At 63.3% G+C, this 22549-nt stretch carries 23 protein-coding genes; 15 read left to right on the forward strand and 8 right to left on the reverse strand.

Annotated features, from left to right (window positions below; genetic code table 11):
* Both fliP and GSQ88_RS16165 read right to left on the reverse strand, forming a co-directional pair.
* A partial coding sequence (gene fliP / locus GSQ88_RS16160) for a flagellar type III secretion system pore protein FliP (protein ID WP_159008718.1) occupies positions 1 to 743 on the reverse strand: 743 nt, incomplete at its 3' end.
* A complete protein-coding gene (locus GSQ88_RS16165; protein ID WP_159008719.1) occupies positions 740 to 1765 on the reverse strand; it encodes a flagellar biosynthetic protein FliO in 1026 nt (341 codons plus the stop codon). The genes fliP and GSQ88_RS16165, both read right to left, overlap by 4 nt.
* 330 nt (positions 1766 to 2095) lie before the next feature.
* Here GSQ88_RS16165 and flgB point away from each other — a divergent pair, with 330 nt between their 5' ends.
* From flgB to GSQ88_RS16210, 9 genes are all read left to right on the forward strand, one after another.
* Positions 2096 to 2494, forward strand: coding sequence for a flagellar basal body rod protein FlgB (gene flgB, locus GSQ88_RS16170; RefSeq protein WP_159008720.1), 399 nt, complete (start codon positions 2096 to 2098; stop codon positions 2492 to 2494).
* Positions 2495 to 2524: 30 nt separating this feature from the next.
* Entirely contained in the window at positions 2525 to 2956 is a 432-nt protein-coding gene (gene flgC / locus GSQ88_RS16175) for a flagellar basal body rod protein FlgC (protein WP_159008721.1), read from the forward strand.
* 20 nt (positions 2957 to 2976) lie between these two features.
* Positions 2977 to 3288 (forward strand): flagellar hook-basal body complex protein FliE, encoded by a 312-nt coding sequence (fliE, locus tag GSQ88_RS16180; protein ID WP_159008722.1) that lies wholly within the window; start codon positions 2977 to 2979, stop codon positions 3286 to 3288.
* Between the two features lie 122 nt (positions 3289 to 3410).
* Positions 3411 to 3674: a flagellar biosynthesis protein FliQ gene (fliQ, locus tag GSQ88_RS16185; RefSeq protein WP_079607528.1), complete on the forward strand. Its 264-nt coding sequence runs from the start codon at positions 3411 to 3413 to the stop codon at positions 3672 to 3674.
* Positions 3675 to 3691: 17 nt separating this feature from the next.
* Entirely contained in the window at positions 3692 to 4456 is a 765-nt protein-coding gene (fliR, locus tag GSQ88_RS16190; protein WP_159008723.1) for a flagellar biosynthetic protein FliR, read from the forward strand.
* A 46-nt stretch (positions 4457 to 4502) separates the two neighbouring features.
* Complete coding sequence (flhB, locus tag GSQ88_RS16195) at positions 4503 to 5579, forward strand: flagellar biosynthesis protein FlhB (RefSeq protein ID WP_159008724.1); 1077 nt, start codon at positions 4503 to 4505, stop codon at positions 5577 to 5579.
* Between the two features lie 156 nt (positions 5580 to 5735).
* Positions 5736 to 8300, forward strand: a complete 2565-nt coding sequence (gene cckA, locus GSQ88_RS16200; protein ID WP_159008725.1) for a cell cycle histidine kinase CckA — start codon at positions 5736 to 5738, stop codon at positions 8298 to 8300.
* Positions 8301 to 8424: 124 nt separating this feature from the next.
* The gene (locus tag GSQ88_RS16205) at positions 8425 to 9396 is read left to right on the forward strand and encodes a Tim44 domain-containing protein (protein ID WP_159008941.1); all 972 of its coding nucleotides are present in this window, start codon (positions 8425 to 8427) and stop codon (positions 9394 to 9396) included.
* Between the two features lie 165 nt (positions 9397 to 9561).
* Complete coding sequence (locus tag GSQ88_RS16210; RefSeq protein WP_159008726.1) at positions 9562 to 10260, forward strand: lectin; 699 nt, start codon at positions 9562 to 9564, stop codon at positions 10258 to 10260.
* A gap of 16 nt (positions 10261 to 10276) precedes the next feature.
* Here GSQ88_RS16210 and GSQ88_RS16215 read toward each other — a convergent pair whose 3' ends face one another.
* Positions 10277 to 12358 carry a putative bifunctional diguanylate cyclase/phosphodiesterase gene (locus GSQ88_RS16215; RefSeq protein ID WP_159008727.1) on the reverse strand — a complete coding sequence of 694 codons (2082 nt, stop codon included), beginning with the start codon at positions 12356 to 12358 and terminating at the stop codon, positions 10277 to 10279.
* Positions 12359 to 12575: 217 nt separating this feature from the next.
* Between GSQ88_RS16215 and GSQ88_RS16220 the strand changes: the two genes are divergently transcribed.
* On the forward strand, positions 12576 to 13280 hold the full coding sequence (locus GSQ88_RS16220) for a glutathione S-transferase (protein WP_159008728.1): 705 nt from the start codon (positions 12576 to 12578) through the stop codon (positions 13278 to 13280).
* A 14-nt stretch (positions 13281 to 13294) separates the two neighbouring features.
* On the opposite strand, the gene GSQ88_RS16225 is transcribed toward GSQ88_RS16220, so the two are convergent.
* The 3 genes from GSQ88_RS16225 to GSQ88_RS16235 form a co-directional block, all read right to left on the reverse strand.
* Positions 13295 to 13969, reverse strand: a complete 675-nt coding sequence (locus tag GSQ88_RS16225; RefSeq protein WP_159008729.1) for a methyltransferase family protein — start codon at positions 13967 to 13969, stop codon at positions 13295 to 13297.
* 87 nt (positions 13970 to 14056) lie between these two features.
* Positions 14057 to 14236: a hypothetical protein gene (locus GSQ88_RS16230; protein WP_159008730.1), complete on the reverse strand. Its 180-nt coding sequence runs from the start codon at positions 14234 to 14236 to the stop codon at positions 14057 to 14059.
* A 165-nt stretch (positions 14237 to 14401) separates the two neighbouring features.
* Positions 14402 to 14878: a hypothetical protein gene (locus GSQ88_RS16235; protein WP_159008731.1), complete on the reverse strand. Its 477-nt coding sequence runs from the start codon at positions 14876 to 14878 to the stop codon at positions 14402 to 14404.
* Between the two features lie 192 nt (positions 14879 to 15070).
* On the opposite strand from GSQ88_RS16235, the gene GSQ88_RS16240 reads away from it, so the two are divergent.
* From GSQ88_RS16240 to GSQ88_RS16255, 4 genes are all read left to right on the forward strand, one after another.
* Positions 15071 to 16723 carry a fumarate hydratase gene (locus tag GSQ88_RS16240; RefSeq protein ID WP_159008732.1) on the forward strand — a complete coding sequence of 551 codons (1653 nt, stop codon included), beginning with the start codon at positions 15071 to 15073 and terminating at the stop codon, positions 16721 to 16723.
* Positions 16724 to 16854: 131 nt separating this feature from the next.
* Positions 16855 to 17766: a CHAD domain-containing protein gene (locus GSQ88_RS16245; protein WP_159008733.1), complete on the forward strand. Its 912-nt coding sequence runs from the start codon at positions 16855 to 16857 to the stop codon at positions 17764 to 17766.
* Positions 17767 to 17878: 112 nt separating this feature from the next.
* The gene (locus GSQ88_RS16250) at positions 17879 to 18106 is read left to right on the forward strand and encodes a hypothetical protein (RefSeq protein WP_159008734.1); all 228 of its coding nucleotides are present in this window, start codon (positions 17879 to 17881) and stop codon (positions 18104 to 18106) included.
* A gap of 55 nt (positions 18107 to 18161) precedes the next feature.
* The gene (locus GSQ88_RS16255; RefSeq protein ID WP_246784821.1) at positions 18162 to 18395 is read left to right on the forward strand and encodes a type II toxin-antitoxin system RelE/ParE family toxin; all 234 of its coding nucleotides are present in this window, start codon (positions 18162 to 18164) and stop codon (positions 18393 to 18395) included.
* Between the two features lie 99 nt (positions 18396 to 18494).
* On the opposite strand, the gene GSQ88_RS16260 is transcribed toward GSQ88_RS16255, so the two are convergent.
* Positions 18495 to 19892 (reverse strand): mercuric reductase, encoded by a 1398-nt coding sequence (locus GSQ88_RS16260; protein WP_159008735.1) that lies wholly within the window; start codon positions 19890 to 19892, stop codon positions 18495 to 18497.
* Positions 19893 to 20085: 193 nt separating this feature from the next.
* On the opposite strand from GSQ88_RS16260, the gene GSQ88_RS16265 reads away from it, so the two are divergent.
* Positions 20086 to 20439, forward strand: coding sequence for a hypothetical protein (locus GSQ88_RS16265; protein ID WP_246784822.1), 354 nt, complete (start codon positions 20086 to 20088; stop codon positions 20437 to 20439).
* 80 nt (positions 20440 to 20519) lie between these two features.
* On the opposite strand, the gene GSQ88_RS16270 is transcribed toward GSQ88_RS16265, so the two are convergent.
* On the reverse strand, positions 20520 to 22424 hold the full coding sequence (locus GSQ88_RS16270; RefSeq protein WP_159008736.1) for an ABC transporter ATP-binding protein: 1905 nt from the start codon (positions 22422 to 22424) through the stop codon (positions 20520 to 20522).
* Between the last annotated feature and the right edge of the window lie 125 nt (positions 22425 to 22549).

The raw sequence follows: 22549 nt of genomic DNA on the forward strand, positions 1-22549 counted from the left end.
TAGCTCTGCACCAGGCTTCCCGCCACCAGCGACCAGCCGTCGACCAGCACGAAGAAGATCAGCTTGAATGGCAGCGACACCACCGCCGGCGGCAGCATCATCATGCCCATCGACATCAAAACCGATGCGACCACGAGATCGATGATCAGGAACGGCAGGAACAGCAAGAAGCCGATCTCGAACGCGCGCTTCAGTTCGGAGATCATGAACGCCGGCACCAGGATCCGCAGCGACATGGCCTCCGGCGTCGCCGGCGGCGGTTCGCCGGACAGGTCGAGGAACAGCTTGAGGTCTTTTTCGCGCACGTTCTTCATCATGAAGCCGCGCAGCGGCACCGACGCGCGCTGCAACGCTTCCTCGACGCCGATCTGGTTGGCGACCAGCGGCTTGATGCCGTCGTCGTATGATTTTTGCAGCACCGGGCCCATTACGAACGCGGTCAAAAACATCGCCAGCGCGATCATCACCGAGTTCGGCGGCGCGGTCGCGGTGCCCAAGGCGGTGCGCAGCAACGACAGCACGACGACGATCCGGGTGAACGACGTCATCATGATCAGGATCGACGGCGCGATCGACAGCACCGTCAACAGCGCGATCAGCTGGATCGAGCGCTCGGTGACGCCGCCATTGCCCTGGCCGAGATTGATGCTGATATCCTGCGCCAACGCCGGTTCAACCAGCGAACCGGCGGCGATCAGGGTGGCAAAAAATAAAACTCTACGCGGGAAGGACGCCGATCTCACGAAGGAGACTTCGGACGGCCCAGCAAGGAGGCCATCTCGTCTTCCAGATTCTCGAACCCGCTCTTGGCGGGGGCCGCGGCCACCGGCGGCGGAGCCGGCGGTTCGACGCGCGGCGCGGGCCGGCTCGGCGGCGGCTCGGGAGCGACCGGCGGGGCGCCAATGCGTGGCTCGCTCGACTCGACCGGCCGGCGCAGCGCGGCCTCGAGCCGCTGCGCCATCTCGGCGAGGTTTTGATCGGCCGCCGACAGCGACGCCGTGGGAGCCGGCGCGGCAGCAACCGGTTGAATCGGCGGCGGTGGTGGTGGTGCTGCGGGGCGTTCGGCGCGCAGCGGCGGCGGTTTCGGCGGATCGATCGGCCGTGCCGGCCGCGGCATCATCGGCTCAGCGCGCGGCGGCCTCGGAGGTGCAACCGGCGGCTCGTTGCGCATGTCGATGCGAGGCTCGGGGCGAGATTCAGCACGCGGGCTCAGCGGCTCCGGCGAGAAGCCCGCCAGCAAAGGGTCGCTGCGCCGCTCTGAGCTGCGTTCTTGCGCGCGCTCCGGCAGCGGCGGCGCGGTGCGGCGCACCTCGTCGACAAAAGAGGGGCGGGCCGGCCGCGGCGGCGGCTCGGGCAGTTGCGGCTCGGCATGATCGAAGGCGTCGGCTCTGGCGCCATCGCCGTCGCTCCAATGGCCGGCATCGGGCAGCGGGGCGATGCGCGGCGGCAGTTCGCCACCACCCACCGCGGGCCGCGCCGCCATCTGATCGCGCGCGGGCATGGCGCGGACGATGTTGGGTTCCACCACGATGTCGGTCGGGCCGCCGATCATCAGGAGATGTTCGATGTTGTCGCGTCGTACCAGCACCAGCCGCCGCCGGCCATCCACAGCCGCAGCGTCAATCACCGCCAGCCGCGGCATCCGGCCGCGATTGGTATTGGCGCCGAGCCGGTTGCCGGCGAATCGGCGCAACCCCCACGCCAATGCGGCGATCAGCGCCAGAACGGCCACGAACGCTAGGATGAATGTCAGTGGTGCCTGCATGCTTGGTCCCCGGCAAACGGCGATGAAGTCAGAGATTTGCCCAATCTCTTAATCCCTAGGGCAAGAACTGCCGCCCCGGTCTCTTAATAACTCATGAATCGCTTGAGCCAAAATGACTTCTCATATCTTCCACCATCAGCCAACCCTGCTGGTTAACGGGGCTTTGGTGGCGAAAATCACCCAAGCTCTTGCCTCGGACCAACCGCCTTGGATCGCTGACGCGCTCCAGGGAACCGGCGCCGACGCGAATCTTAACCCGCTGTTAACCATACAGGCGGCAAATTCTGCCTACCCGAGGGCACAGCGCCCGGCGGCAAGGGGAGAGGTTCGATGTCCACTGGCGATCTTCCGGTCATGGCGGCGCTTCGCACCCGAATGCAATGGCATCAGGAGCGCCAGCGGGTGCTGGCCGAAAATGTCGCCAATTCCGATACGCCGAATTTCAAGCCGCGCGATCTGGTGGAACCGAAATTCGATGCGTCCGGCGCCAGCTCGGGTGGGACGCTGGCGATGATGCGCACCAGCGGCAGCCATATGGGGCCGTCGGGGGCTCCCGAAACTTTCGACCAAAATCGAAAGGCCGGGTTCGAGACGCGGCCGGCCGGCAACGCCGTCAATCTCGAAGACGAGATGCTCAAGGTCTCGAGCAACCAGATGGACTATGCCGCGGTGACCTCGCTCTACAGCCACAATCTCCATCTTCTGAAAACCGCGATCGGCAAGGCCTGAAGGCCGGATTGATCGCAGCAAAGGGACAGCATGCCCGACCGTCAAGTCATTGCGGACTTCGCCAGATCCATGGGGATCGCGACCTCCGGCCTGCGCGCGCAGGCCGGCCGGATGCGCGTGATCTCGGAAAACATCGCCAACGCGGATTCCACCGCGTCGACTGCCGGCGGCGATCCCTATCGCCGCAAGGTGCCGACCTTTTCCTCCGAGCTCGATCGCTCGCTGGATGCCAACGTCGTCGCCCTCGGCCGGGTGATGCCGGACGCGACCGCGTTTCGCGTCAAGCACGAGCCTGGAAGTCCGGCGGCGGATGTCAACGGCGACGTCAAATATCCCAACGTCAATCCGCTGATCGAAATGACCGATATGCGCGACGCGCAGCGATCCTATGAAGCGAACCTCAACATCATCCACGCCACGCGCACCATGATCCAGCGCACCCTCGACATCCTCAAGTCCTGAAAACAGGGAAACCCTAAGCCATGGCTTCACCCTCGATTGCCGCCAACGCCTACGCGAGTGCGGCCCGCATGTTGGACACCGGCGGCGGCATTTCCAAGCCGACCGACGCGGCGGGTCCCTCGTTCGGCGATCTGCTCAAGGACGCGATCGGAAGCGTCATCGACGGCGGCCGGCAATCCGATCAGCAGACGGTCTCGATGGCGGCAGGCAAGGCCAATGTCATGGATGTCGTGACCGCCGTGGCCGAGACCGACGTCAAGATATCGACCCTGGTGTCGGTGCGCGACAAGGTGATCGCGGCCTACGAGGACATCATGAAGATGGCGATCTGAGAGAGGGCGAATGGCGAATAGCGAGTGGCGAATAGGGAAGACGCCGCAAGCCTGAAATCCATTCGCTATTCGCCATTCGCCATTCCCTTGCCCGAACGACAAACAATTGAGAGTGAGTTGAAATGACTGGTGCTGAAACCCTCGACGTGGCGCGCGATGCGATCTGGACCATCGTAGTGGTGTCGTCGCCATTGATGATCGTGGGCCTGGTGGTCGGCGTCGTGGTGTCGCTGTTCCAGGCGCTGACGCAGATCCAGGAGCAGACCCTGGTTTTCGTGCCGAAGATCCTGGCGATTTTCGTCACATTGCTGCTGGCGCTGCCGTTCATGGCGGATGCGCTGCACAGCCACATGATGCGGATATCGTCGCGAATCATAGGTGGTTGAGGCACTATGCGCGGATCATGCGCGTCGATATCTCACTGCTGCCGGTGCTCGCGGCAACCTTCATGCTGGTGTTTGCCCGGGTCGGCAGCATGGTGATGCTGTTGCCGGGGCTCGGTGAATCGAACATCCCGGTTCGCATCAAGCTTGGGATCGCGCTGTTGTTGGCGCTGATCATCCTGCCGTTGCACCGCAGCGCCTATCAAATCGACCTGCAATCGATCAATCCGTTGCTCGTGATGATGATCCACGAGATCATCGTCGGCATCGTGCTCGGCGCCACCGCGCGGGTGACGCTGTCGGCCTTGCAGGTCGGAGGCGCGGTGATCGCCCAACAGATGGGACTGGGTTTCGTCACTTCGGTCGACCCCACCCAGGGCCAGCAGGGCGTGCTGATCGGCAATTTTCTCACCATGCTCGGCATCACGCTGTTGTTTGCGACCGACAGCCACTATCTCGTCATCGCCGCCATCAACGACAGCTACAACATCTTTTCGCCCGGCGATCTGACGCCGAGCGGCGATATCGCCGCACTTGCCACCCGCGCCTTCGCCGCCGCCTTCAAGATCGGCATGCAATTGTCGGCGCCGTTCCTGGTGTTCGGCCTGGTGTTCAATATCGGGCTTGGCGTGCTGGCACGGCTGATGCCGCAGATGCAGGTCTATTTCGTCGGCGTGCCGCTGTCGATTCTCGCCGGCTTCCTGATCTTCTCGCTGGTCCTGGTGGCGATGATGGGAACCTTCCTCAATTATTTCAACGGCGTGATGCACGATTTGACGCCGTGAGCTGCAAGTCTTGAACTGAAGAAGTCCTGAACCGAAAGCCGGATCGATGGCCGACGAAAACGATTCGTCAGATAAAACAGAAGACCCCACCCAAAAACGTCTCGATGACGCGCTGGAACGTGGCGACGTCGCCAAGAGCCAGGAGGTCAACACCTGGTTCATGATCGCCGGCGCGACGCTGGTGCTGTCGTCGTTTTCCGGATCGATCGGCGGAATCCGCACGCCGCTGCGCAATCTGATCGCCAATTCCTGGATGGTTCATGTCGACGGCCCCAATCTAATGCAGCTGGCGCAACGGCTCGAATACATGCTGATCGGCGCGCTCGGCGTGCCGTTCCTGATGCTGGCGATCGCGGCGATCGCCGGCAACATGCTGCAGCACCGGCTGGTGTGGTCGGGCGAGTCGCTAAAGCCGAGTTTCAACAAGATTTCACCCGCTTCCGGCTTGAAGCGCATCTTCGGCAAGCAGGCGGCCGCGAACTTCGGCAAGGGTATCTTCAAGCTGATTGCGCTGGGCAGTGTGATGTCGATGATCCTGTGGCCGGAGCGCCATCGCCTGGAAGCGATGTTGCAGTTCGACCCGGCGGCGATCATTGCGACGATCATGGGCCTCGCGCTGCGATTGCTGGGGGCGGTGGTGGCGATGCTCGCGGCGGTCGCGATCGCGGACTATTTCTTCCAGTACCGGCAATGGTTCGAGCGGCAGAAGATGTCGCTGCAGGAAATGAAACAGGAGTTCAAGCAGTCCGAAGGCGACCCCCACATCAAGGGCCGGTTGCGGCAGTTGCGGATGGCGCGGATGAAGAAGCGCATGATGACCGCGGTTCCCAAGGCCTCCGTGATCATCACCAACCCGACCCACTACGCGGTGGCGCTGTCCTATGAACGCGGCATGGCGGCGCCGATCTGCGTCGCCAAGGGCGTCGATCTGATCGCGCTGAAGATCCGGGAGATCGCGAAGAAGCACGACATTCCCATCGTGGAAAACGTACCGCTGGCGCGGGCATTGCACGCAGCGGTGGAGATCGACGCCGAAATCCCCGTCGAGCACTATCATGCGGTCGCCGAAGTCATCGGCTATGTGATGGGTCTCAAGCGCGGGCTTTCGGGCCGCCAGGCATGACAGGGACCCAGTAATAGCCAAGGAATCCGCAGGAAATGAGCGTTAGCCACCAAATAGCCGCCTGATGGACTTGCGCTTGCCGGTCCGATTCAGGCACTCAGGAGCGGGCGTGCGCGAGCGCGTCGGACCCATGTCGACAGGCCACGTCCTTTGGTTATGACCGCCGATACTGACCACGATCCGTCGCAACTGCCGATGACCGCGCATGAGCCGGCGCGGCGAAGCGGTAGCATCGTGCTGGTGCTGCTGGTCGCCGGCGGCATCGTCGCGGCCGCGGTCACGCTGATGACCATCGGCCGGGCGCAGGCACAGCCTTATATCCTCGGATTGCTGGCGCTATTGGCGATGGTCGGGTTGTTCAACCTGTTCGCCTTCGCCGCCGGGATCATTCGTTTCGCCGATCGCGCCGCCGACGACCCGGTGATGGGCCATATCGCCGACCAGGACCATGACGGTCTCGCGGTCACCGATCCGCGCGGCCACGTGGTCTATTCCAACGCGACCTATCTGGCGCTGACGGGGGCTGCGACCGCGCAGGACGTGCGTCCGGTGGAGCGGGTCTTCATCGGCAATCCGGACGTCTCCGAGGCGGTGTTCCGGCTGCTCAAGGCGGCGCGCGAGGGGAAGCGCCAGCAGGAGGAGGTCCGCATCGCCGGCCACGACGGCGCCCACGGCCGCTGGCTGCGGCTGCGGGTGCGGCCGCTCGGCCAGGGCAAGCGCGAGGCAAAACATGCGGTGTGGTCGATCGCCGACATCACCCGCGATCGCGAGCGCCAGGAAGACGTGTTCCAGGAACTGCAGCATGCGATCGAGTATCTCGATCACGCGCCTTGCGGGTTCTTCTCGGTCAATCCGGCCGGGGAACTGGTCTACGTCAATGCGACGCTGGCGAACTGGCTGGATCACGACCTCGCGGAGATCGGCTCGGGCGGGTTGAAGCTGACCGACATCGTGTCGGGCGACGGCGCCTCGCTGCTGAGCTCGATCGCGGCGGTGCCCGGCGAAGTCAAAACCGAGGTGATCGACATCGACCTGCGGATGCGCGGCGGCAAGACCATGCCGGTGCGGCTCTATCACAAGCTGGCATTCGGGGCCGACGGCGTGCCCGGCGCCTCGCGTACGCTGGTGATCAGCCGCGCGCGCGACGACCGTTCCGATCCGCAGCGCGCCGCCGAGGTCCGCTTCATGCGGTTTTTCGACCATACGCCGATGGCGATCGCGACGGTGGACCGCGCCGGCGCGGTGGTTCGCGCCAATGCGCGCTTTGCCAAACTGGCGCAAGGCCTCGGCCTCGAAGCCAGCGCCAGCAATTCGATCTTCAGGACGGTCAACGCGCGCGACCGCAGCTCGCTGATCGCGGCGATCAACCAGGCGGCCGAAGGGCAGGGCGATATTCCGCCGGTCGAGGCGATGCTCGACAGTACCGGCGAACGCTGGGGGCAGTTCTTCGTGACCACGGTGGAGGCCGACGAGCGCGAGACCGAGGCTGCCATCGTCTACATGCTCGAGACCACCGAGCGGCGAACGCTGGAGAACCAGATCAACCAGTCCCAGAAGATGGACATGGTCGGTCAGCTCGCCGGCGGCATCGCGCATGATTTCAACAACGTGCTCTCCGCCATCATGATGGCGAACGACTTCCTGCTGAACGCGCACAAGCCGACCGATCCGTCGTTCCAGGATATCATGCAGATCAAGCAGAACGCGACCCGGGCGGCGACGCTGGTGCGGCAGTTGCTGGCGTTCTCGCGCAAGCAGACGTTGCGGCCGCAGGTGCTCGACCTCGGCGATGCGCTGTCCGACCTGACCATGCTGTTGCGCCGGCTGATCGGCGAGAAGGTCAAGTTCGATCCGGTGCATGGCCGCGACCTCTGGCCGGTCAAGGTCGACGTCTCGCAATTCGAACAGGTGATCGTCAATCTCGCGGTCAATGCTCGCGACGCGATGCCGGACGGCGGCAAATTGACCATCAAGACCGCGAACGTCGCGGCGCAGCAGGCCGAAAAGCTGTCCTACAAGGGCATGCCGCCGGCGGACTATGTCCGGATCGACGTTTCCGACACCGGCACCGGCATTCCCGCCGAGATCGTCGACAAGATTTTCGAACCGTTCTTTTCGACCAAGGAAGTCGGCAAGGGTACCGGGCTCGGCCTGTCGACGGTGTACGGCATCGTCAAGCAGACCGGCGGCTTCGTCTATGTCGAGTCCGAGGAGGGCCGTGGCACCACGTTCTGCATCTTCCTGCCGCGACACCATCTCGAGCCGGAAGCCCAGCACGAGCCGCAGGCGGCCAATGGCGCCGCCAAGGACACGGCAGCGGAGGCCAAGCCGCCGAGGGTCGACCTGACCGGTCAGGGCACGATCCTGCTGGTGGAAGACGAAGAGGGCTTGCGCTCGCTGAATGCGCGTGGCTTGCGTTCGCGCGGCTATACCGTGATCGAGGCGTCGAATGGCGTCGAGGCGCTGGAAGTGTTCGACGAGAGGGACGGCGCGGTCGATCTTGTGGTATCCGATGTGGTGATGCCGGAAATGGATGGACCGACCTTGTTGCGGGCGATGCGCCAGCGAAATCCCGACCTCAAGATCATCTTCGTTTCGGGATACGCCGAAGACGCGTTTGCAAAGAGCCTTGAGGAGAACGAGAAGTTCGACTTCCTGGCGAAACCGTTCGCGCTCAGTGCGCTGGTCGCCAAGGTCAAGGAAACCATGGCGCCGTCGTAATGGGCTGCGCCGCACCGCAACAACCGGCCTGGCCGCGGCGTCCCCGCGACCGAGGGCCGCAGAGCGGGGTTCCGATAGTGGCTTCACATTCAGACCGCGGTGCCCATCTTAGAAGCGCTTTCCCCTGCCGGGGATGGAGGAAAAGGTTATGAGATTTACCCAGCGCGGGCGCGCTATCGCTCAAACGCTTGCCGTCGTTTTGTCGTTGGTACTGCCCTTGATGTTGACGGTGTCGTCGGCCGACGCCCGGGTTGGCGGCGGATTGAGCTCGGGATCGCGGGGAACGCGGACGTTCTCGGCGCCGCCGAGCACATCGACCGCACCTAGCGCGGCGCAGCCGTTCAACCGCACCTTTACCGAGCCGGGTAGTTCCGGCCTTGGTGCGTCCACCGCGGGTGGTGGGTTTTTCAACCGGCCGGGCGGCGGCATGCTGCGCGGCCTCGCCGCCGGGTTCCTTGGCGCCGGCCTGCTCGGCATGCTGTTCGGCGGTGGCCTGTTCGGCGGCCTCGGCGGGTTGTCGTCGCTGTTCGGCCTGATCCTGCAGATCGGGCTGATCGTCGTCGTGGTTCGACTGGCGATGTCGTGGTGGCAGCGCCGCGCGACGCCGGCCTATGCCTCCGGCGCGACCCAAGCGCCGGGCGGCGCATCGACCTACCGCACCGGCTCAGGTTTTGGACTGGGATCCGGCAGCGCGCCGCTGGAAATTGCTCCGGCCGACTATGAAGCCTTTGAGCGGCTGCTGAGCGACATCCAGGCGGCGTGGTCGAACGAGGATGTCGCGAAGCTGCACACGCTGGCGACGCCGGAAATGGTGTCGTATTTCACCGATGATTTGCAGCGAAACAAGGCGCGCAACGTCGTCAACAAGGTCTCGGCCACCAAGCTGTTGCAGGGCGACCTCGCGGAAGCCTGGCGCGAAGGCGAGAGTGACTATGCGAGCGTGGCGATGCGGTTCTCGATGATCGACAAGACCGTCGATCGCGTCTCCGGCCGGTTGGTCGAAGGCAGCGAACAGCCGAGCGAGGCCACCGAAGTGTGGACCTTCCTGCGGCCGCGCGGCGCCAATTGGGAATTGTCGGCGATCCAGCAGGCCTGATCGCCCGCGATGACGAAAAATAAAGCGCCGCGATTGATTCGCGGCGCTTTTTGCGGTCGGCTCGTTCTTTCGGTGTCGTTGACGGGAATACTGCCCCTGTCAATGTGTTGATGTCAGACCAAAAGCTGGCGCCAGGTCGTCAGCCAAAAACGTTGGGAGGATGCGATGCCGATTTTTGCTTCGATCGTTGGACGAGTGTGTCTTGGTTTTGTGGCGGCGGCCGGTCTGGTCGTGGCGGCGGCGCAGCCAGCGCATGCGCAGGCCGCCAGCACCACCTTTTTCGTAACCGGCATTGGCATCGGCAACGGCGGCAACCTTGGCGGTCTCGCGGGCGCCGATAATCATTGCCAGGAACTGGCGCAGGCTGCGGGCGCCAATGCTTCCGGTGTCAAAACCTGGCACGCCTATCTCTCGACGCAGGCGGCCGACGGCAAACCCGCGATCAACGCGCGCGACCGGATCGGCAAGGGACCCTGGCAGAATGCGAAAGGTGTCGTGATCGCCAAGGACGTTGCCGAACTCCACGGCGCCAACAACCTGACCAAGCAGACCGCGCTGAGCGAAAAGGCTGAAGTCATCAACGGCCGCGGCGATACCCCGAACCGCCATGACATGCTGACGGGATCGCAGCCCGACGGCACCGCGTTCGCGGCGAGCGACGACCGCACCTGCAAGAACTGGACGAGCAGCACGCAAGGCTCAGCGATGCTCGGGCATTCCGATCGCATCGGCCTGCGCGACGATGACGCCTCGAAATCCTGGAACAGTTCGCATCCATCGCGCGGCCCGGAAGGCGGCTGTTCGCAGGCCGATCTCAAGAGCACCGGCGGCGACGCTCTGATGTACTGCTTCGCGGTGAACTGAGGCCTGCGCCAGCAAATCACGCCGCAGCGATAACGGGTTCGATTCCCGGCATCGACCATGCCTCGTCGTCTGCAAACCGTGAGGCGGCTTCGATCACTGCCGGTAATTGGGTGAGGCCGACCGGCTTGGCGAACAGATAGCCCTGGCCTTTGGCGCAGCCTTCGCGGGCCAGAAAATCCCACTGCGCCGCGGTCTCGATGCCCTCGGCAAGCACCGGGATGCCGAGGCTCCGGCCGAGCGCCAGCACGGTGCGCACGATGGCTGCGGCCGCAGCGTCGCTGGGCAGCCGCTTCACGAACGACTGGTCGAGCTTGATCTTGTCGAACGGAAAGGCATGCAGCGTTGCCAGCGAGGAATAGCCGGTGCCGAAATCGTCCATCGCGACCGATATTCCCATCGCCTTCAACTTGCGCAGGATATGCAGGCCGCGGGCCTGGTCCGACATGATGGTCGATTCGGTGACTTCGACCTCCAGCCGCTTCGGCGAAAGGCCGGTTTCCAGCAGGATCGCATGGATCGTCTCGGCGAGGTCGTCGCGGCTGAACTGCACCGGCGACAAATTGACCGCGATCGTTCCTGGAATCCGCCCCTCGGCGGCATCGCGGCAGGCGGTGCGCAGCGCCCATTCGCCCATCGGGATGATGGCTTCGCTTTCTTCCGCCAGCGGAATGAATTCAGCCGGCGATATCATGCCGCGTTTTGGATGGCGCCAGCGCATCAGCGCCTCCGCGCCGCAGATCCTTCCGTTGTCGAGGGTGGTTTGCAGTTGGTAATGCAGTTCGAGTTCGTTGCGCCCGGCCGCCATCTGCACGTCGCGGGAGAGCGCACGTTGCGCGCGGGCGCCGTCGTCCATCTCACGCAGATATTTGCAGATCAGGCCGCGCTGCCTGGTCTTGCCGCGGTGCATGGCGAGCTTGGCGTTGGAGAGAACCTGGTCGCGTTCCGGCGTGTCGGTCGGAAACACCGAGAATCCGATCGAAGCGGTGAGGGTGACCGCTTGTTCTCCGAGCTGAAACGGCCGGGCGAACACCGCGGCAATGCGCTCGGCGAACGCCTGGGCGTCGTGCGGATGGTTGCCGGACATCTGCAAGCCCAGAAATTCGTCGCCGCTCTGGCGTGCCAGAAACTCGCCGGGTTGCAGCACCCCGCGCATCCGGCTTGCGACTTCGATCAGCAGCAGATCGCCGGCGCTGTGGCCGAACACGTCATTGATGTCCTTGAAGCCGTCGATGTCGATCGAGAACGCCGCGAGCTTGTGGGCCTTCTCGTGCGCGTCGGCGGCGTCGAACGATAGCCGCTCGTTGAAGGCGATGCGGTTGGGCAGTCCGGTCATGGTGTCGTTGAACGAGAGCTGGTGGATGCGATCTGCTGATTCGGTGCGCGTGCGCAGATCGATGAGGTAGGTCGAAAAGCCCGAGCCCATCACCAGCAGCACCGCGCCGACCACGGCGAAGCCGAGCATGTCGGCCGGAATCAGATAGGACGGCACGATGATCGAGGCGTCCGGGGTCGCGATCGTGGTGACGGTCAGGGCGTAATGCATGGTGCAGACCATGAACGCCAGCACGATCGCGGCGCCATGGCGGCAATAGCGCGTGACCGGCCGATTGGCGCGGCTGACGGACAGCGCGCTGAGGCCGAGGCCGAGCACAAAGGTCACGACGATGCCGTAGACGTTCCACTGCACCGTGCCGGCGATGTGCCAGGCCTTGAGGCCGAGGAAGTGCATGGCGAGGACGCCGATGCCCATCACGAAGCCGCCGATTTCCGGCGCAAGTGTGAAGTGGCGGCTGCCGATCTCAAATCCGATTAGGCAGCTGACGATACCGATGACCAGGACGGCGCCGGTGGCGACCGGCTCGAAGCCGCTGTTCAACAGCGGGTCAAGCGCCAGGATCGAGATGAAGGTCGAGGCCCATAGCGCAGCACCGGTGCCGACCGAGGCCATGAACAGCCAGCCGTAGCGGGTTGCGCCGGTGGTGGCGCGCGCGCGGGCGAAATGCCGCATCCCGACCCAGGTGCCGAACAGGCACACCGAGCCCGCGACCAGCACCAGCATCTGGTGATACGCGAAAGAGCCGTTGACCGCCTGCGACATGATCCGTCTGTTCCCCGACATAGCCAGCCTAGCCAGGTACGGTTAATCCCGCCGTAGGGTGGTAGGCTTTTGCCGCTGACCAAGGCTATTCCGTCGGTTAATGTTGAAAAACAGTAAGTGTGTCGGTTCGCGGGTGGTGGTGGCTTGGCCGGCGGAACGGCTTGAACGAAATGTGCAATGACTCGTTAAGCCTGTTGGCTGAGCAGAGGTAGGTCTGATGCGCTATGAACTCTATTACTGGCCGGGCATTCAGGGCCGCGGCGAATATATCCGTCTCGCGCTGGAAGAGGCCGGAGCCGATTATGTCGACGTCGCCCGTGGCGCGCACGGCATGGCGGCGATGATGAAGATGATGGAGGCGGAAACGACGCCGCCGTTCGCCCCGCCATTCCTGAAGGCGGGCAAGCTTGTGCTCGGGCAAACCGCCAACATCCTGTTCTATCTGGGATCGCGCCATGGGCTTGCGCCCAAGACCGAAGCCGGCCGGCTATGGCTGCATCAATTGCAGCTCACGGTGACCGATTTCGTGCTGGAAGTTCACGACACCCATCACCCGCTCGGACCGTCGCTGTATTACGAGGACCAGAAGGCGGCCGCGAAAAAACGCACCGATGAGTTCTGGAGCGAACGCGTGCCGAAATATCTCGGCTATTTCGAACGGCTGCTGGAGGACAACGGCGGAAAATATGTCACCGGCCGCCGCTTGACTTATATTGACCTGTCGATGTTCCAGCTCGTCGAAGGGCTGCGTTATGCCTTTCCGAGGCGGATGAAGGGCTTTGAGCGCAAGATCCCGGGCCTGGTCGACCTGCGCGATCGGGTCGCCGCGCGGCCGAACATTGGGGCATATCTCGCCAGCGATCGCCGTATCGCCTTCAACGAAGACGGCATCTTCCGGCACTACAAGGCGCTGGATGCGTAGGGGCTGCGCGGTTGCTACCAAACGCCGGGAAGCAGCCGATAGCGCACCTGCGCGGTGTAATCGCCATAGCCGGGCAGGTCCGCGATCAGCGTGCGCTCCTCTATTCCGGTGCGGACCGCGAACAACACGATGAACAGCGGTGAGATCGCAAGACCCCAACCTGAGCTCAATAGCAGCGGGATGCCGACAAAGAACAGGATGGCGCCGCTGTACATCGGATGCCGAACCCACGCATAGGGGCCGGTGGAGACGACATGATGCCCCCGCTCGCGCTGCACTTTCACCAATGGGGCGGCGAACGAGTTTTCGCGCATCACCCACATGATGAAGACGGTGGAAACCAGCATCAGCGCCAACCCCAGCGCCTGCACGACAATCGGGAAATCCAAGCCGTCGATACGGTGATCGAGCCCGATCGTGACGAACCAGATCAGGAATGCGCCGCCGATGACCGGGACGAAAACCTTGTCGGCGGTCGGCTGTTCATCCCGCGCGGTCAGGCGCATGCGCTCGGCCAGCAGTTCCGGATCGGTGCTGGCGAGCCAGGATCCGGCCGAGAGCCCGATGATCGTCATGGTCGCCAGAAACACCCACGCAGCCGGCCAACGCAAAGTGCCGGCCGGCGCGAACAACAGCGCGCCCATCGCGGCGATCCAGGTCAATGTCTGCAATAGCCATTTGGCGATCATGCTGTGCGCCATCCCGCGCAGGAATCATGATCGCGCCGTTTTCCGGCAAACTTGCGGCAATGTGGCCAGGCTGTGCGCCCGCCGCTCTCAGGCCAGCTGATCGATCCGGGTGCCCTGTCCGGGCGGCAGCGGGGCTTGGGCCGGCGGCTGGGCGGCGCCCGCGTCGTCGGAATCGTTGTCGTTGCTCGCGGGAGGCGCCGGGGTCTGGCTGGTGGTGACGTAGGGTGGCTGCACCGGGCCTGGCGCGGAAACGCTCGAAATGCTCATGGACGGGAATCCCTTTGACGATACCCGACCATGAGCGGGGGCTCACCAATGCCAAATGAATCCAATCGTTAAAAGGCAAGCGATCGGCGGCGGTTTGCCTAGGGATGGTGAACGGAAGGCTCCGCGCTGGCTGGAAATCCGACCGATCCGGACCATGCAGGACAGCTATTGGTCGGTGCTGCGCGAGATCGTGATCGAAGCTTCGGTCTTGGTCCGGACGCAGCGCATGTCGAGGCGGCGATAGCGGGTCGAGACATCGTCGCCATGGATCAGCCCCATCCGCTTGATGCAGCGGGTCACGCCTTTCAGCATGTCGTCCTTTGGCAGGGTGAAGACGATGGCGGCTCCACTGGCCGCGAGGTCGACAAAGGCGTCCGCCGGCTTGCGGGCGCCGGCTTTCGCGAACAGCTGGTTGGAGTAGCTGCGCCCGGCGCAGCCGAGCGAGAGCTCCTTAACCTGCGGATGCGACAGGTAGATCACATTGGCCGCGGTCTTGCCCACGGTCAGGCCGTCGATCTGGTTCTTGAGCTGGGCGGCGAGATCGTCGCAGCGATCGGCGCGGGCCGGCGAGGCGCCCGACAAGGCGAACAAAACACCCGCCAGCAGCGCCAGCGCGATCGAAGTTGCAGCGTTTTTTATCATCGGTACCCCCGCGCCATAAAAGCCCGCGCGCGGCGTTCTTGCAAGGGCCGGACAGCAAGGCATGTCCGTTGCTCCTGGCGGTCATGACGCCGTCATGCCGTACCTTACCTTTTCCACTAAAAATGCTTAGAACGGTTCAATTGCCGGCGTCCGGAAAGCGGACGTTTGGCCCACAAACCCCGCGAGATCCCCATGAACGCCCCGACCGCCTTTCCCGACCAAAAACCCGTTCCGCCCTATAAGCACACCCCGCTGTTTCCGCTCGGCGCCGACACCACGCCGTACAAGAAGATCAGCACCGAGGGCGTGCGGGTCGAGAAGGTCCTGGGCAAGGACATGCTGGTGGTGTCGCGCGAGGCGTTGCGGGCGCTGTCGGAGGCCGCCTTCGGCGACATCAACCACTATCTGCGGCCGGGCCATCTGCAACAGCTGCGCAACATCCTTGACGACAAGGAAGCCAGCGACAACGACAAGTTCGTCGCCTTCGATTTCCTGAAGAATGCCAATATCGCGGCCGGCGGCGTGTTGCCGATGTGCCAGGATACCGGCACCGCGATCATCATGTGCAAGAAAGGTTTTCGCGTCATCACCGATGGCGACGACGAGGCTGCGTTGAGCGAAGGCGCGCGCGACGCCTATCTGCGCCGAAATCTGCGCTACTCGCAGGTGGCGCCGCTGTCGATGTATGAAGAAAAAAACACCGCCAACAACATGCCGGCGCAGTGCGAGATCTACGCCGAGGGGGATGATGCCTACAAATTCATGTTCATGGCCAAGGGCGGCGGAAGCGCCAACAAGAGTTTTCTGTTTCAGGCCACGCCCTCGGTACTGACCAAGGATCGCCTGCTGGCGTTCCTGAAAGAGAAGGTGTTGACGCTCGGCACCGCGGCGTGCCCGCCCTATCATCTGGCGATCGTGATCGGTGGCACCTCGGCGGAGCTTTGCATGAAGACCGTGAAGCTCGCGTCGGCGCGTTATCTCGATGCGCTGCCCACCCATGGATCGGCCGACGGCAATGCCTTCCGTGATCTCGAGATGGAGCAGGAGATATTGAAGATGACGCAGTCGCTCGGCGTCGGCGCGCAGTTCGGCGGCAAATATTTCTGCCACGATGTGCGCGTGATCCGGCTGCCGCGCCACGGCGCCTCGCTGCCGATCGGGCTCGGCGTTTCCTGCTCGGCCGATCGCCAGGTGCTTGGCAAGATCACCAAGGACGGCGTCTATCTCGAGGAGCTCGAGCACAATCCGGCGCAATATCTGCCGGCGGTGGAGCAGGCGCTCGGCGGCGACGTGGTCAAGATCGACCTCAACCAGCCGATGAAGGATATCCTTGCGACACTGGCAAAACATCCGATCAAGACGCGGCTGTCGCTGACCGGCACCATGATCGTGGCGCGCGATTCCGCCCACGCCAAATTGCGCGAGCGGCTGGAGAAGGGCGAACCGCTGCCGGACTATTTCAAGAACCATCCGGTGTATTACGCCGGTCCGGCCAAGACGCCGGACGGTTACGCCTCCGGTGCGTTTGGCCCGACCACCGCGGGACGGATGGATTCCTTTGTCGACCAGTTTCAGGCCGCGGGCGGTTCGATGGTGATGGTCGCCAAGGGCAACCGCGCCGTTGCGGTGCGCGAAGCCTGCAAGAAGCATGGCGGCTTTTATCTCGGCTCGATCGGCGGTGCTGCGGCCAATCTCGCCGAGCACTGCATCAAGAAGGTCGAGGTGGTGGAATATCCCGAACTCGGCATGGAAGCGATCTGGCGCATCGAGGTCGAGGATTTTCCGGCGTTCATCATCATTGACGACAAGGGCAACGACTTCTTCAAGGAATTGAATCTGGGGTGATCGTTTCGTGGTCGCGGCCTGACATGCAAATCGCGGTGGAGACGCCGGGGCCCCAAAGCCCTCGCGTCGACCGCAAGGCGCGGCGCTCGCCTCTCCGAGAACCGTCACACGCTGCGAAGGCGGCGTGTGACGTGATCGCGGTCCATGCGGAGGCCGTCGAACTCTCGAACAGCATGACGGCGCACCAGGCCTTCAACGTCATCGCCCGCTCGACCCTGCGGCATTTCTCGTCCAACGCCGAGGCGGTACGCGAACTGGATGGCGAGGCGATCCACCAAATGCGGGTCGGCTTGCGCCGCATGCGCGCGGCCATCTCGCTGTTCGGTGCCATTCTGCCAGCGTCCAGCACCGGGAAGGTCAAGACCGAATTAAGATGGCTCAGCGGTGAACTGGCCCCGGCGCGCGAGATCGACGTGTTCGTCAAGCAAAGAATACAGCCGCTGCGAAACGCGAGCGAACCGAAGCGAGGCATTCGCGCGATCGAGAAGCGATTTTTCGCGCGGCATCGGCAAGCCTTTCTGCGTGCGCGCGATGCGCTGGCAACGCCGCGCTATCGCAAGCTCCTGATCGACGTTCTCGAATGGCTGGAGCTGCGCCAGCCGAATGCCGATGGGGCCTCCGCAACGCCGATCGAAAAGTTCGCCGGCGAGGCGATGCATCGTCGTATCCGGAAAGCTCGCAAGCGGGGGCGGCGCCTCGCCGACCTGTCGGCCGTCGAGCGGCACAAGCTCCGCATCAAGATCAAGAAGATCCGGTATGCCGTCGACTTCTTCCGGAATCTCTATCCGGCAAAGGCGCAAGCTGGCCTCGAGCGCCTGTCAAACCAGTTGAAAAAGATCCAGGATGCATTGGGTGCGTTGAACGACTTCATCGCGCACCGCGAGATCGCCGTGGATGCCGCGCTTCATGCGCCTCGAGGCGACCGGCGGGCACGCGCCTTCGGTCTGCTGTTGGGCCAGGAGAAGGAGGCTTCCAAAACGCTGCTGAAGGCTGCCAGCAAAGCCATGCGGGGTTTGAGACCACGCAGCGTCGCGCTTGATTGATGAATGCTGGCGGCTGGGGGTGGGTTTCGCAAGGCTTACTCACCCCGTATAGGTGTTCGGATTGCCCAAGCACACTCTTCCATTTTGCGCGCTTCGATCGTATCTTTTGCCTATGACAAAATTGCTCGAAAAAGCCCTCGAAGCTGTGCGGCGGTTGCCGCCCGACGATCAGGATCAGATCGCGCTCGCCATGCTGACCCTGAGCGGTCAGGAGGGTGAGCCAGAGGAGATTGATCCGGCGCATCTTCGCGCTGTGTTGGAGGGGCTCGCGCAGGCCAAACAACGCCAATTTGCAACCGACGCCGAGGTCGAAGCGGCGTTTCGTCGCTTCGAGCGATGAAGCTCCGCTTCACGCCGCGCGCGCACAGGATCTCGCCGAAATTGCCGACTACATCATGGAACGCAGTCCGCAGGCTGCGCTTCGCGTTCGCGCCGCGATTCTTGAATCGCTCCAGAACCTGATTTTGTTTCCACATGTCGGGCGGCAGCAGAAGGCCGAGGGTGTGCGCAAGCTGGTGACGCGGCACTATCCGTATCTGGTTTATTACACAACCGACGAAGCGGCCGAGGAAATCGTCATCCTCACTATCCAGCATCCCGCTCGTGAGCGCGAACATTCGGATGACTAGCGACGGGGTTTCGCCGCCCGTAGGATAGGTAGAGCGAAACGATACCCGTCAATCGCAGTTCATGACGCTGATGGTTTTGCAGGCGCTCAACCCATCGTCTTACGCGCTCCGTGCCGGCACATTCGAGAACAGGGCGCCGAGCGCCTCCGCCATCGTGGGGTGCGCGATGATCGCGTCGCGCAGGCCGGTGTAGGGCATGCCCGCCAACATCGCGGTCTGGACCACGGTCATGACTTCGCCGGCCTCGGGACCTATCATGGTGAAACCGACAATGCGCTCGCCGTTCGCCTCGACCAGCGCCTTCATGAAGCCGCGCGTCTCCGATATCGTCTGCGCCCGTAGTACCGCCGCCATCGGCAGCTTGGCGACGCGAACCGCAATGCCCTGGCGCTGGGCTTCGGCTTCGCTGAGGCCGACGCGCGCCAGCGGCGGGTCGGTGAACATGCAGTACGGCACCAGCCGATCGCGCTTGCTGCGATTGCCGCCGCTCAGATTGGCCGAGATGATACGGAAATCGTCGAACGAGACATGGGTGAACTGGGCGCTGCCGGCGGCTTCGCCGATCGCCAGGACATCGGGTGCGCTGGTCTCAAGCCGATCGTTGACCGCGATATAGCCGCGCTCGTCGAGCGCGACACCGGCGAGGTCAAGTCCCACCCCGTTGGTATTGGGCGTGCGTCCGGCCGCGACCAGGATATCGCTGCCTTCGATGGTCTGATCGCCCGCGGAGTTGCGCAGTTGAAGGCTGACAGCCTGTCCGGACCGGCCCTGCACGCCGAGAATTTTGGCCCCGAGATGCACCACGACGCCTTCGTCGCGCAGCATATCGAGCAGTGCGGCCGTGACATCGGAATCTTCCCGGCTGGCGAGTTGCGGTCCGGTCTCCACGATGCTGACGCGGCTGCCGAAGCGGCGATAGGCTTGCGCCAGTTCGAGGCCGACATAGCCGCCGCCCAGCACGATCAGGTGCGCAGGCAACCGATCGAGTTCGAGCAGCTCGACATTGCTGAGCGGCGCTGCCGCCACCAGGCCCGGAATATCCGGGATGGTCGCATGCGTCCCGAGATTGATGGCTACGCGGTCGCCGGTCAGCACGCGGGTGCCGCCGTCGTTCAAGGCGACCTCGACGGTTTTCGGCGCAATGAAGCGGGCCGTGCCCATGATCAGTTCGGCGCCGCTGGCCTTGTACAGCTCGAGATGTTTGGCGACCATGTTCTCGACCATGCCGCGCTTTCGCGCCTGCACCTGTTTCATGTCGGTGGAGGTGGGGCCCGTCACGGTGCCGAAGCGACCGGCGTGTTGAACGAGATCGGCCACTTTCGCGCTCCAGATCTCGTTCTTGCTGGGCAGGCAGTTGGTGTTGGGACAGGAACCGCCGATCAACTTGCGTTCAACGACGGCCGTGCGATGCCCGGATTTGGCCATGTGCCAAGCCAGATATTTGCCGCCTTCGCCGCTACCGATGATGAGCATTTCGACGTGTTCCGGTTGGGACATTTTCAACCCCTTATGGTTCGAGACGGGAGGTCATGCGGGCGGCAGGTAGTATCCATGCTGGAGCTTCAGCGCGATCCGATCAAAAAGAAAGATTGGAGTGTTGGCTTGAGTGCTCCCGGCAAATCATTTGGTTGCCTCTTGACTATTTGTTCATGTTTTGTTCTTATGATCTGCGTCCAGCAAGGAGAGCATCATGGACAATCGGATCAGCCAAATTCGCAAGCAAATCAGAGCACTAAGGGTCTCCATGCTGGAGGCTGAGGCGGTCATGCGCGAGCAGATCAATCGTGACGAGCCATGCTCCTTCGTGGCGGAGGAGATTCTGAAGATGCGCGTGGTCATGAGCTTGTTGGTTGAAGAGCGTTCGCTGCTCGGCGACCGGGAACCGATCCTCGTCAACAGCTTCGTCATTCCGCATCGTCGCCCGGCGGTAAAGCCTGCCGCCGTCGTGAAGTGGCAATCGGCGCCCGCAGAAAAAAATGTCCGATCAGCTGCGGACATTGGCGCTGCGCGGGATAGGCGGAGCCAACGGATGCACGCCCGATGATAAACTCCGCGATGTCAGTCCATCGCAGTTGATGATGCCGAACGGGTTCGCAAAAGGCTCGACCCGTCCTTGTGTCGCCGTTACCGATACCCGGCCGCCTGCAGCTCGAACAACTCGGCATAGCGGCCGGACTGTAACATCAGTTCGTCGTGGGTGCCGGCGGCTTCGACCTTGCCGTCGGCCAGCACCAGGATGCGGTCGGCCATGCGGACGCTGGAAAAACGATGGGAGATCAGCACGGCGGTCTTGCCGTCACTGAGCTCCTTGAATCGTTGAAAGACCTCGAATTCGGATCGGGCGTCGAGGGCTGCGGTCGGTTCATCCAGGATAAGCACCTGCGCCTCCCGCATGTAAGCGCGCGATATCGCGACCTTCTGCCATTCGCCACCGGACAGTTCGACGCCGTTCCGGAAACGCTTGCCGATCATTTGCTGGTAACCGCCGGGCAGCCTGGCGATAACTTCGTCGGCCTGGCTTCGCATCGCGGCGCGCTCGATGCGGGCCGCGTCGTGGCGGGCCGCGATCTTGCCCACGGCGATGTTGTCGCCGACGCTCAGATAATAGCGCACGAAATCCTGGAAGATCACCCCGATATTGCCGCGCAGCTTGTCCAGATCGTATTCGCGCAGATCGTGGCCATCGAGCAGGATGCGGCCTTCGCTCGGGTCGTACAGCCGTGTCAGCAGTTTCACCAGTGTGGTCTTGCCGGCGCCGTTTTCGCCGACCAGCGCGATCACTTCGCCGGCCTTCAGATTGAAATGAAGATGGCGCACCGCCCATCGGGCCGCGCCCGGATAGATGAAGCCGACGTCTTCAAAGACAAAACCGGTGCGGATCGGGTTCGGAAAGGGACGGGGGTGGGCCGGCGACAGGATCCTGGCTTTGGTCTCGTAAAACGAAAACAGATCGTCGAGATAGAGGGCTTGCCCGGCGGTGGACGAGAAGCTCGTCAGCAAACCTTCAAGCAGCGTGCGCAGGCGCAGGAATGAGCCCGCCAGGAAGGTGAGGTCGCCCACCGAAAACGCGCCGGCGAGGGTGCGCCAGGCGATGTAGGCGTAGGCGACATAATAGCCCAGCGTCCCGATCGCGCTGAACAGTCCGCCCCAGCGCGCGCGCGTGATCGCGAGCCGGCGGTTGGCCGTGTAGAAGTCCTTTGCCAGCCGCTCGTAGCGTTCGATCAGGAAATTGTTGAGGCCGAAAATCTTGACTTCCTTGGCGGTATCGACGCTGGCGGCGGTCTGCCGGACGTAATCCAGCTCACGCCGTTCGGGGGTGCGGAAAAAATCGATCGAATAGGTTTGCGCATTGAAATAGGCCTCGCCCAGGAAGGCGGGGACCAGCGCCAGCAGCAGCAGTCCGATCAGCCAGGGCGCATAAAACACCAGACCAGCGACAAAGGACGCCACAGTCACGATGTCCTGCGCCTGGCTGAACAATTGCCCCAAGAGCGTCATCCGTCCGCTGGTCTGCCGGCGGGCGCGCTCCAGCCGGTCCTGGAATTCGGAGTCTTCGAAATCCTCCAGATCGAGGGTCGCGGCGTGCCGCATCAGCCGGACGCTCGAAGCATTGCTGACGCGCTCGGAGAGCAGGCTGTCGACCAGCGCTACGATGCGTCCCAGCACGTCCGCTGATATCGCGAGTGCGAATTCGATCGCCAGAAGGATGGTGAGGCCGTTCAGCAAGCCGCCGTGCAGCCATTGCGACAAGGTGTCGGGCCGGCCCGGCATCTGCACCAGCCGCACCACATCGTCGACGATCAGCTTTCCCACATAGAGGGTTGCGATCGGAAGCAGCGCCCGGGTCGAGCGCAACACCAGCAAGGCCGCGGTCAATCCGGGACCGGTCTGCCAGATCATCGCGACGAAGGGCAGGATATTCTTGAGGGCGCCGACCCGCTCCTTGAAGGACGTGGTGCCTGGCGGATTGCTTGATGAGCCACCGGTTTCCCGGCCGTCCTGTCCGCCATGATCGGTTTGCTTCAGCATTGACCGATTGTAGCAAGGAAGCAGGTGCCGTGGCGACCGGCGCAAGTCATAGGCCCGGGTTCCGAATCACAATGCGGAGATGTCGCAGGGGAGCAGGGCGGATTAGCCGTAATCCGCCCCGCGGG

It is taken from the genome of Bradyrhizobium sp. S69, from assembly GCF_009766005.1.
Classification (GTDB): domain Bacteria; phylum Pseudomonadota; class Alphaproteobacteria; order Rhizobiales; family Xanthobacteraceae; genus Bradyrhizobium.

Coding starts and splice junctions, on each gene's coding strand:
- flgC (WP_159008721.1), top strand. CDS start 2,525: ATGCCCGACCGTCAAGTCATTGCGGACTTCGCCAGATCCATGGGGATC.
- GSQ88_RS16235 (WP_159008731.1), bottom strand. CDS start 14,878: ATGATAAAAAACGCTGCAACTTCGATCGCGCTGGCGCTGCTGGCGGGT.
- GSQ88_RS16215 (WP_159008727.1), bottom strand. CDS start 12,358: ATGTCGCAGGCGGTCAACGGCTCTTTCGCGTATCACCAGATGCTGGTG.
- flhB (WP_159008724.1), top strand. CDS start 4,503: ATGGCCGACGAAAACGATTCGTCAGATAAAACAGAAGACCCCACCCAA.
- GSQ88_RS16255 (WP_246784821.1), top strand. CDS start 18,162: ATGGAACGCAGTCCGCAGGCTGCGCTTCGCGTTCGCGCCGCGATTCTT.
- fliQ (WP_079607528.1), top strand. CDS start 3,411: ATGACTGGTGCTGAAACCCTCGACGTGGCGCGCGATGCGATCTGGACC.
- GSQ88_RS16260 (WP_159008735.1), bottom strand. CDS start 19,892: ATGTCCCAACCGGAACACGTCGAAATGCTCATCATCGGTAGCGGCGAA.
- fliE (WP_159008722.1), top strand. CDS start 2,977: ATGGCTTCACCCTCGATTGCCGCCAACGCCTACGCGAGTGCGGCCCGC.
- cckA (WP_159008725.1), top strand. CDS start 5,736: ATGACCGCCGATACTGACCACGATCCGTCGCAACTGCCGATGACCGCG.
- GSQ88_RS16265 (WP_246784822.1), top strand. CDS start 20,086: ATGGACAATCGGATCAGCCAAATTCGCAAGCAAATCAGAGCACTAAGG.
- GSQ88_RS16165 (WP_159008719.1), bottom strand. CDS start 1,765: ATGCAGGCACCACTGACATTCATCCTAGCGTTCGTGGCCGTTCTGGCG.
- GSQ88_RS16230 (WP_159008730.1), bottom strand. CDS start 14,236: ATGAGCATTTCGAGCGTTTCCGCGCCAGGCCCGGTGCAGCCACCCTAC.
- GSQ88_RS16270 (WP_159008736.1), bottom strand. CDS start 22,424: ATGCTGAAGCAAACCGATCATGGCGGACAGGACGGCCGGGAAACCGGT.
- fliR (WP_159008723.1), top strand. CDS start 3,692: ATGCGCGTCGATATCTCACTGCTGCCGGTGCTCGCGGCAACCTTCATG.
- GSQ88_RS16220 (WP_159008728.1), top strand. CDS start 12,576: ATGCGCTATGAACTCTATTACTGGCCGGGCATTCAGGGCCGCGGCGAA.
- flgB (WP_159008720.1), top strand. CDS start 2,096: ATGTCCACTGGCGATCTTCCGGTCATGGCGGCGCTTCGCACCCGAATG.
- GSQ88_RS16225 (WP_159008729.1), bottom strand. CDS start 13,969: ATGATCGCCAAATGGCTATTGCAGACATTGACCTGGATCGCCGCGATG.
- GSQ88_RS16210 (WP_159008726.1), top strand. CDS start 9,562: ATGCCGATTTTTGCTTCGATCGTTGGACGAGTGTGTCTTGGTTTTGTG.
- GSQ88_RS16250 (WP_159008734.1), top strand. CDS start 17,879: ATGACAAAATTGCTCGAAAAAGCCCTCGAAGCTGTGCGGCGGTTGCCG.
- GSQ88_RS16240 (WP_159008732.1), top strand. CDS start 15,071: ATGAACGCCCCGACCGCCTTTCCCGACCAAAAACCCGTTCCGCCCTAT.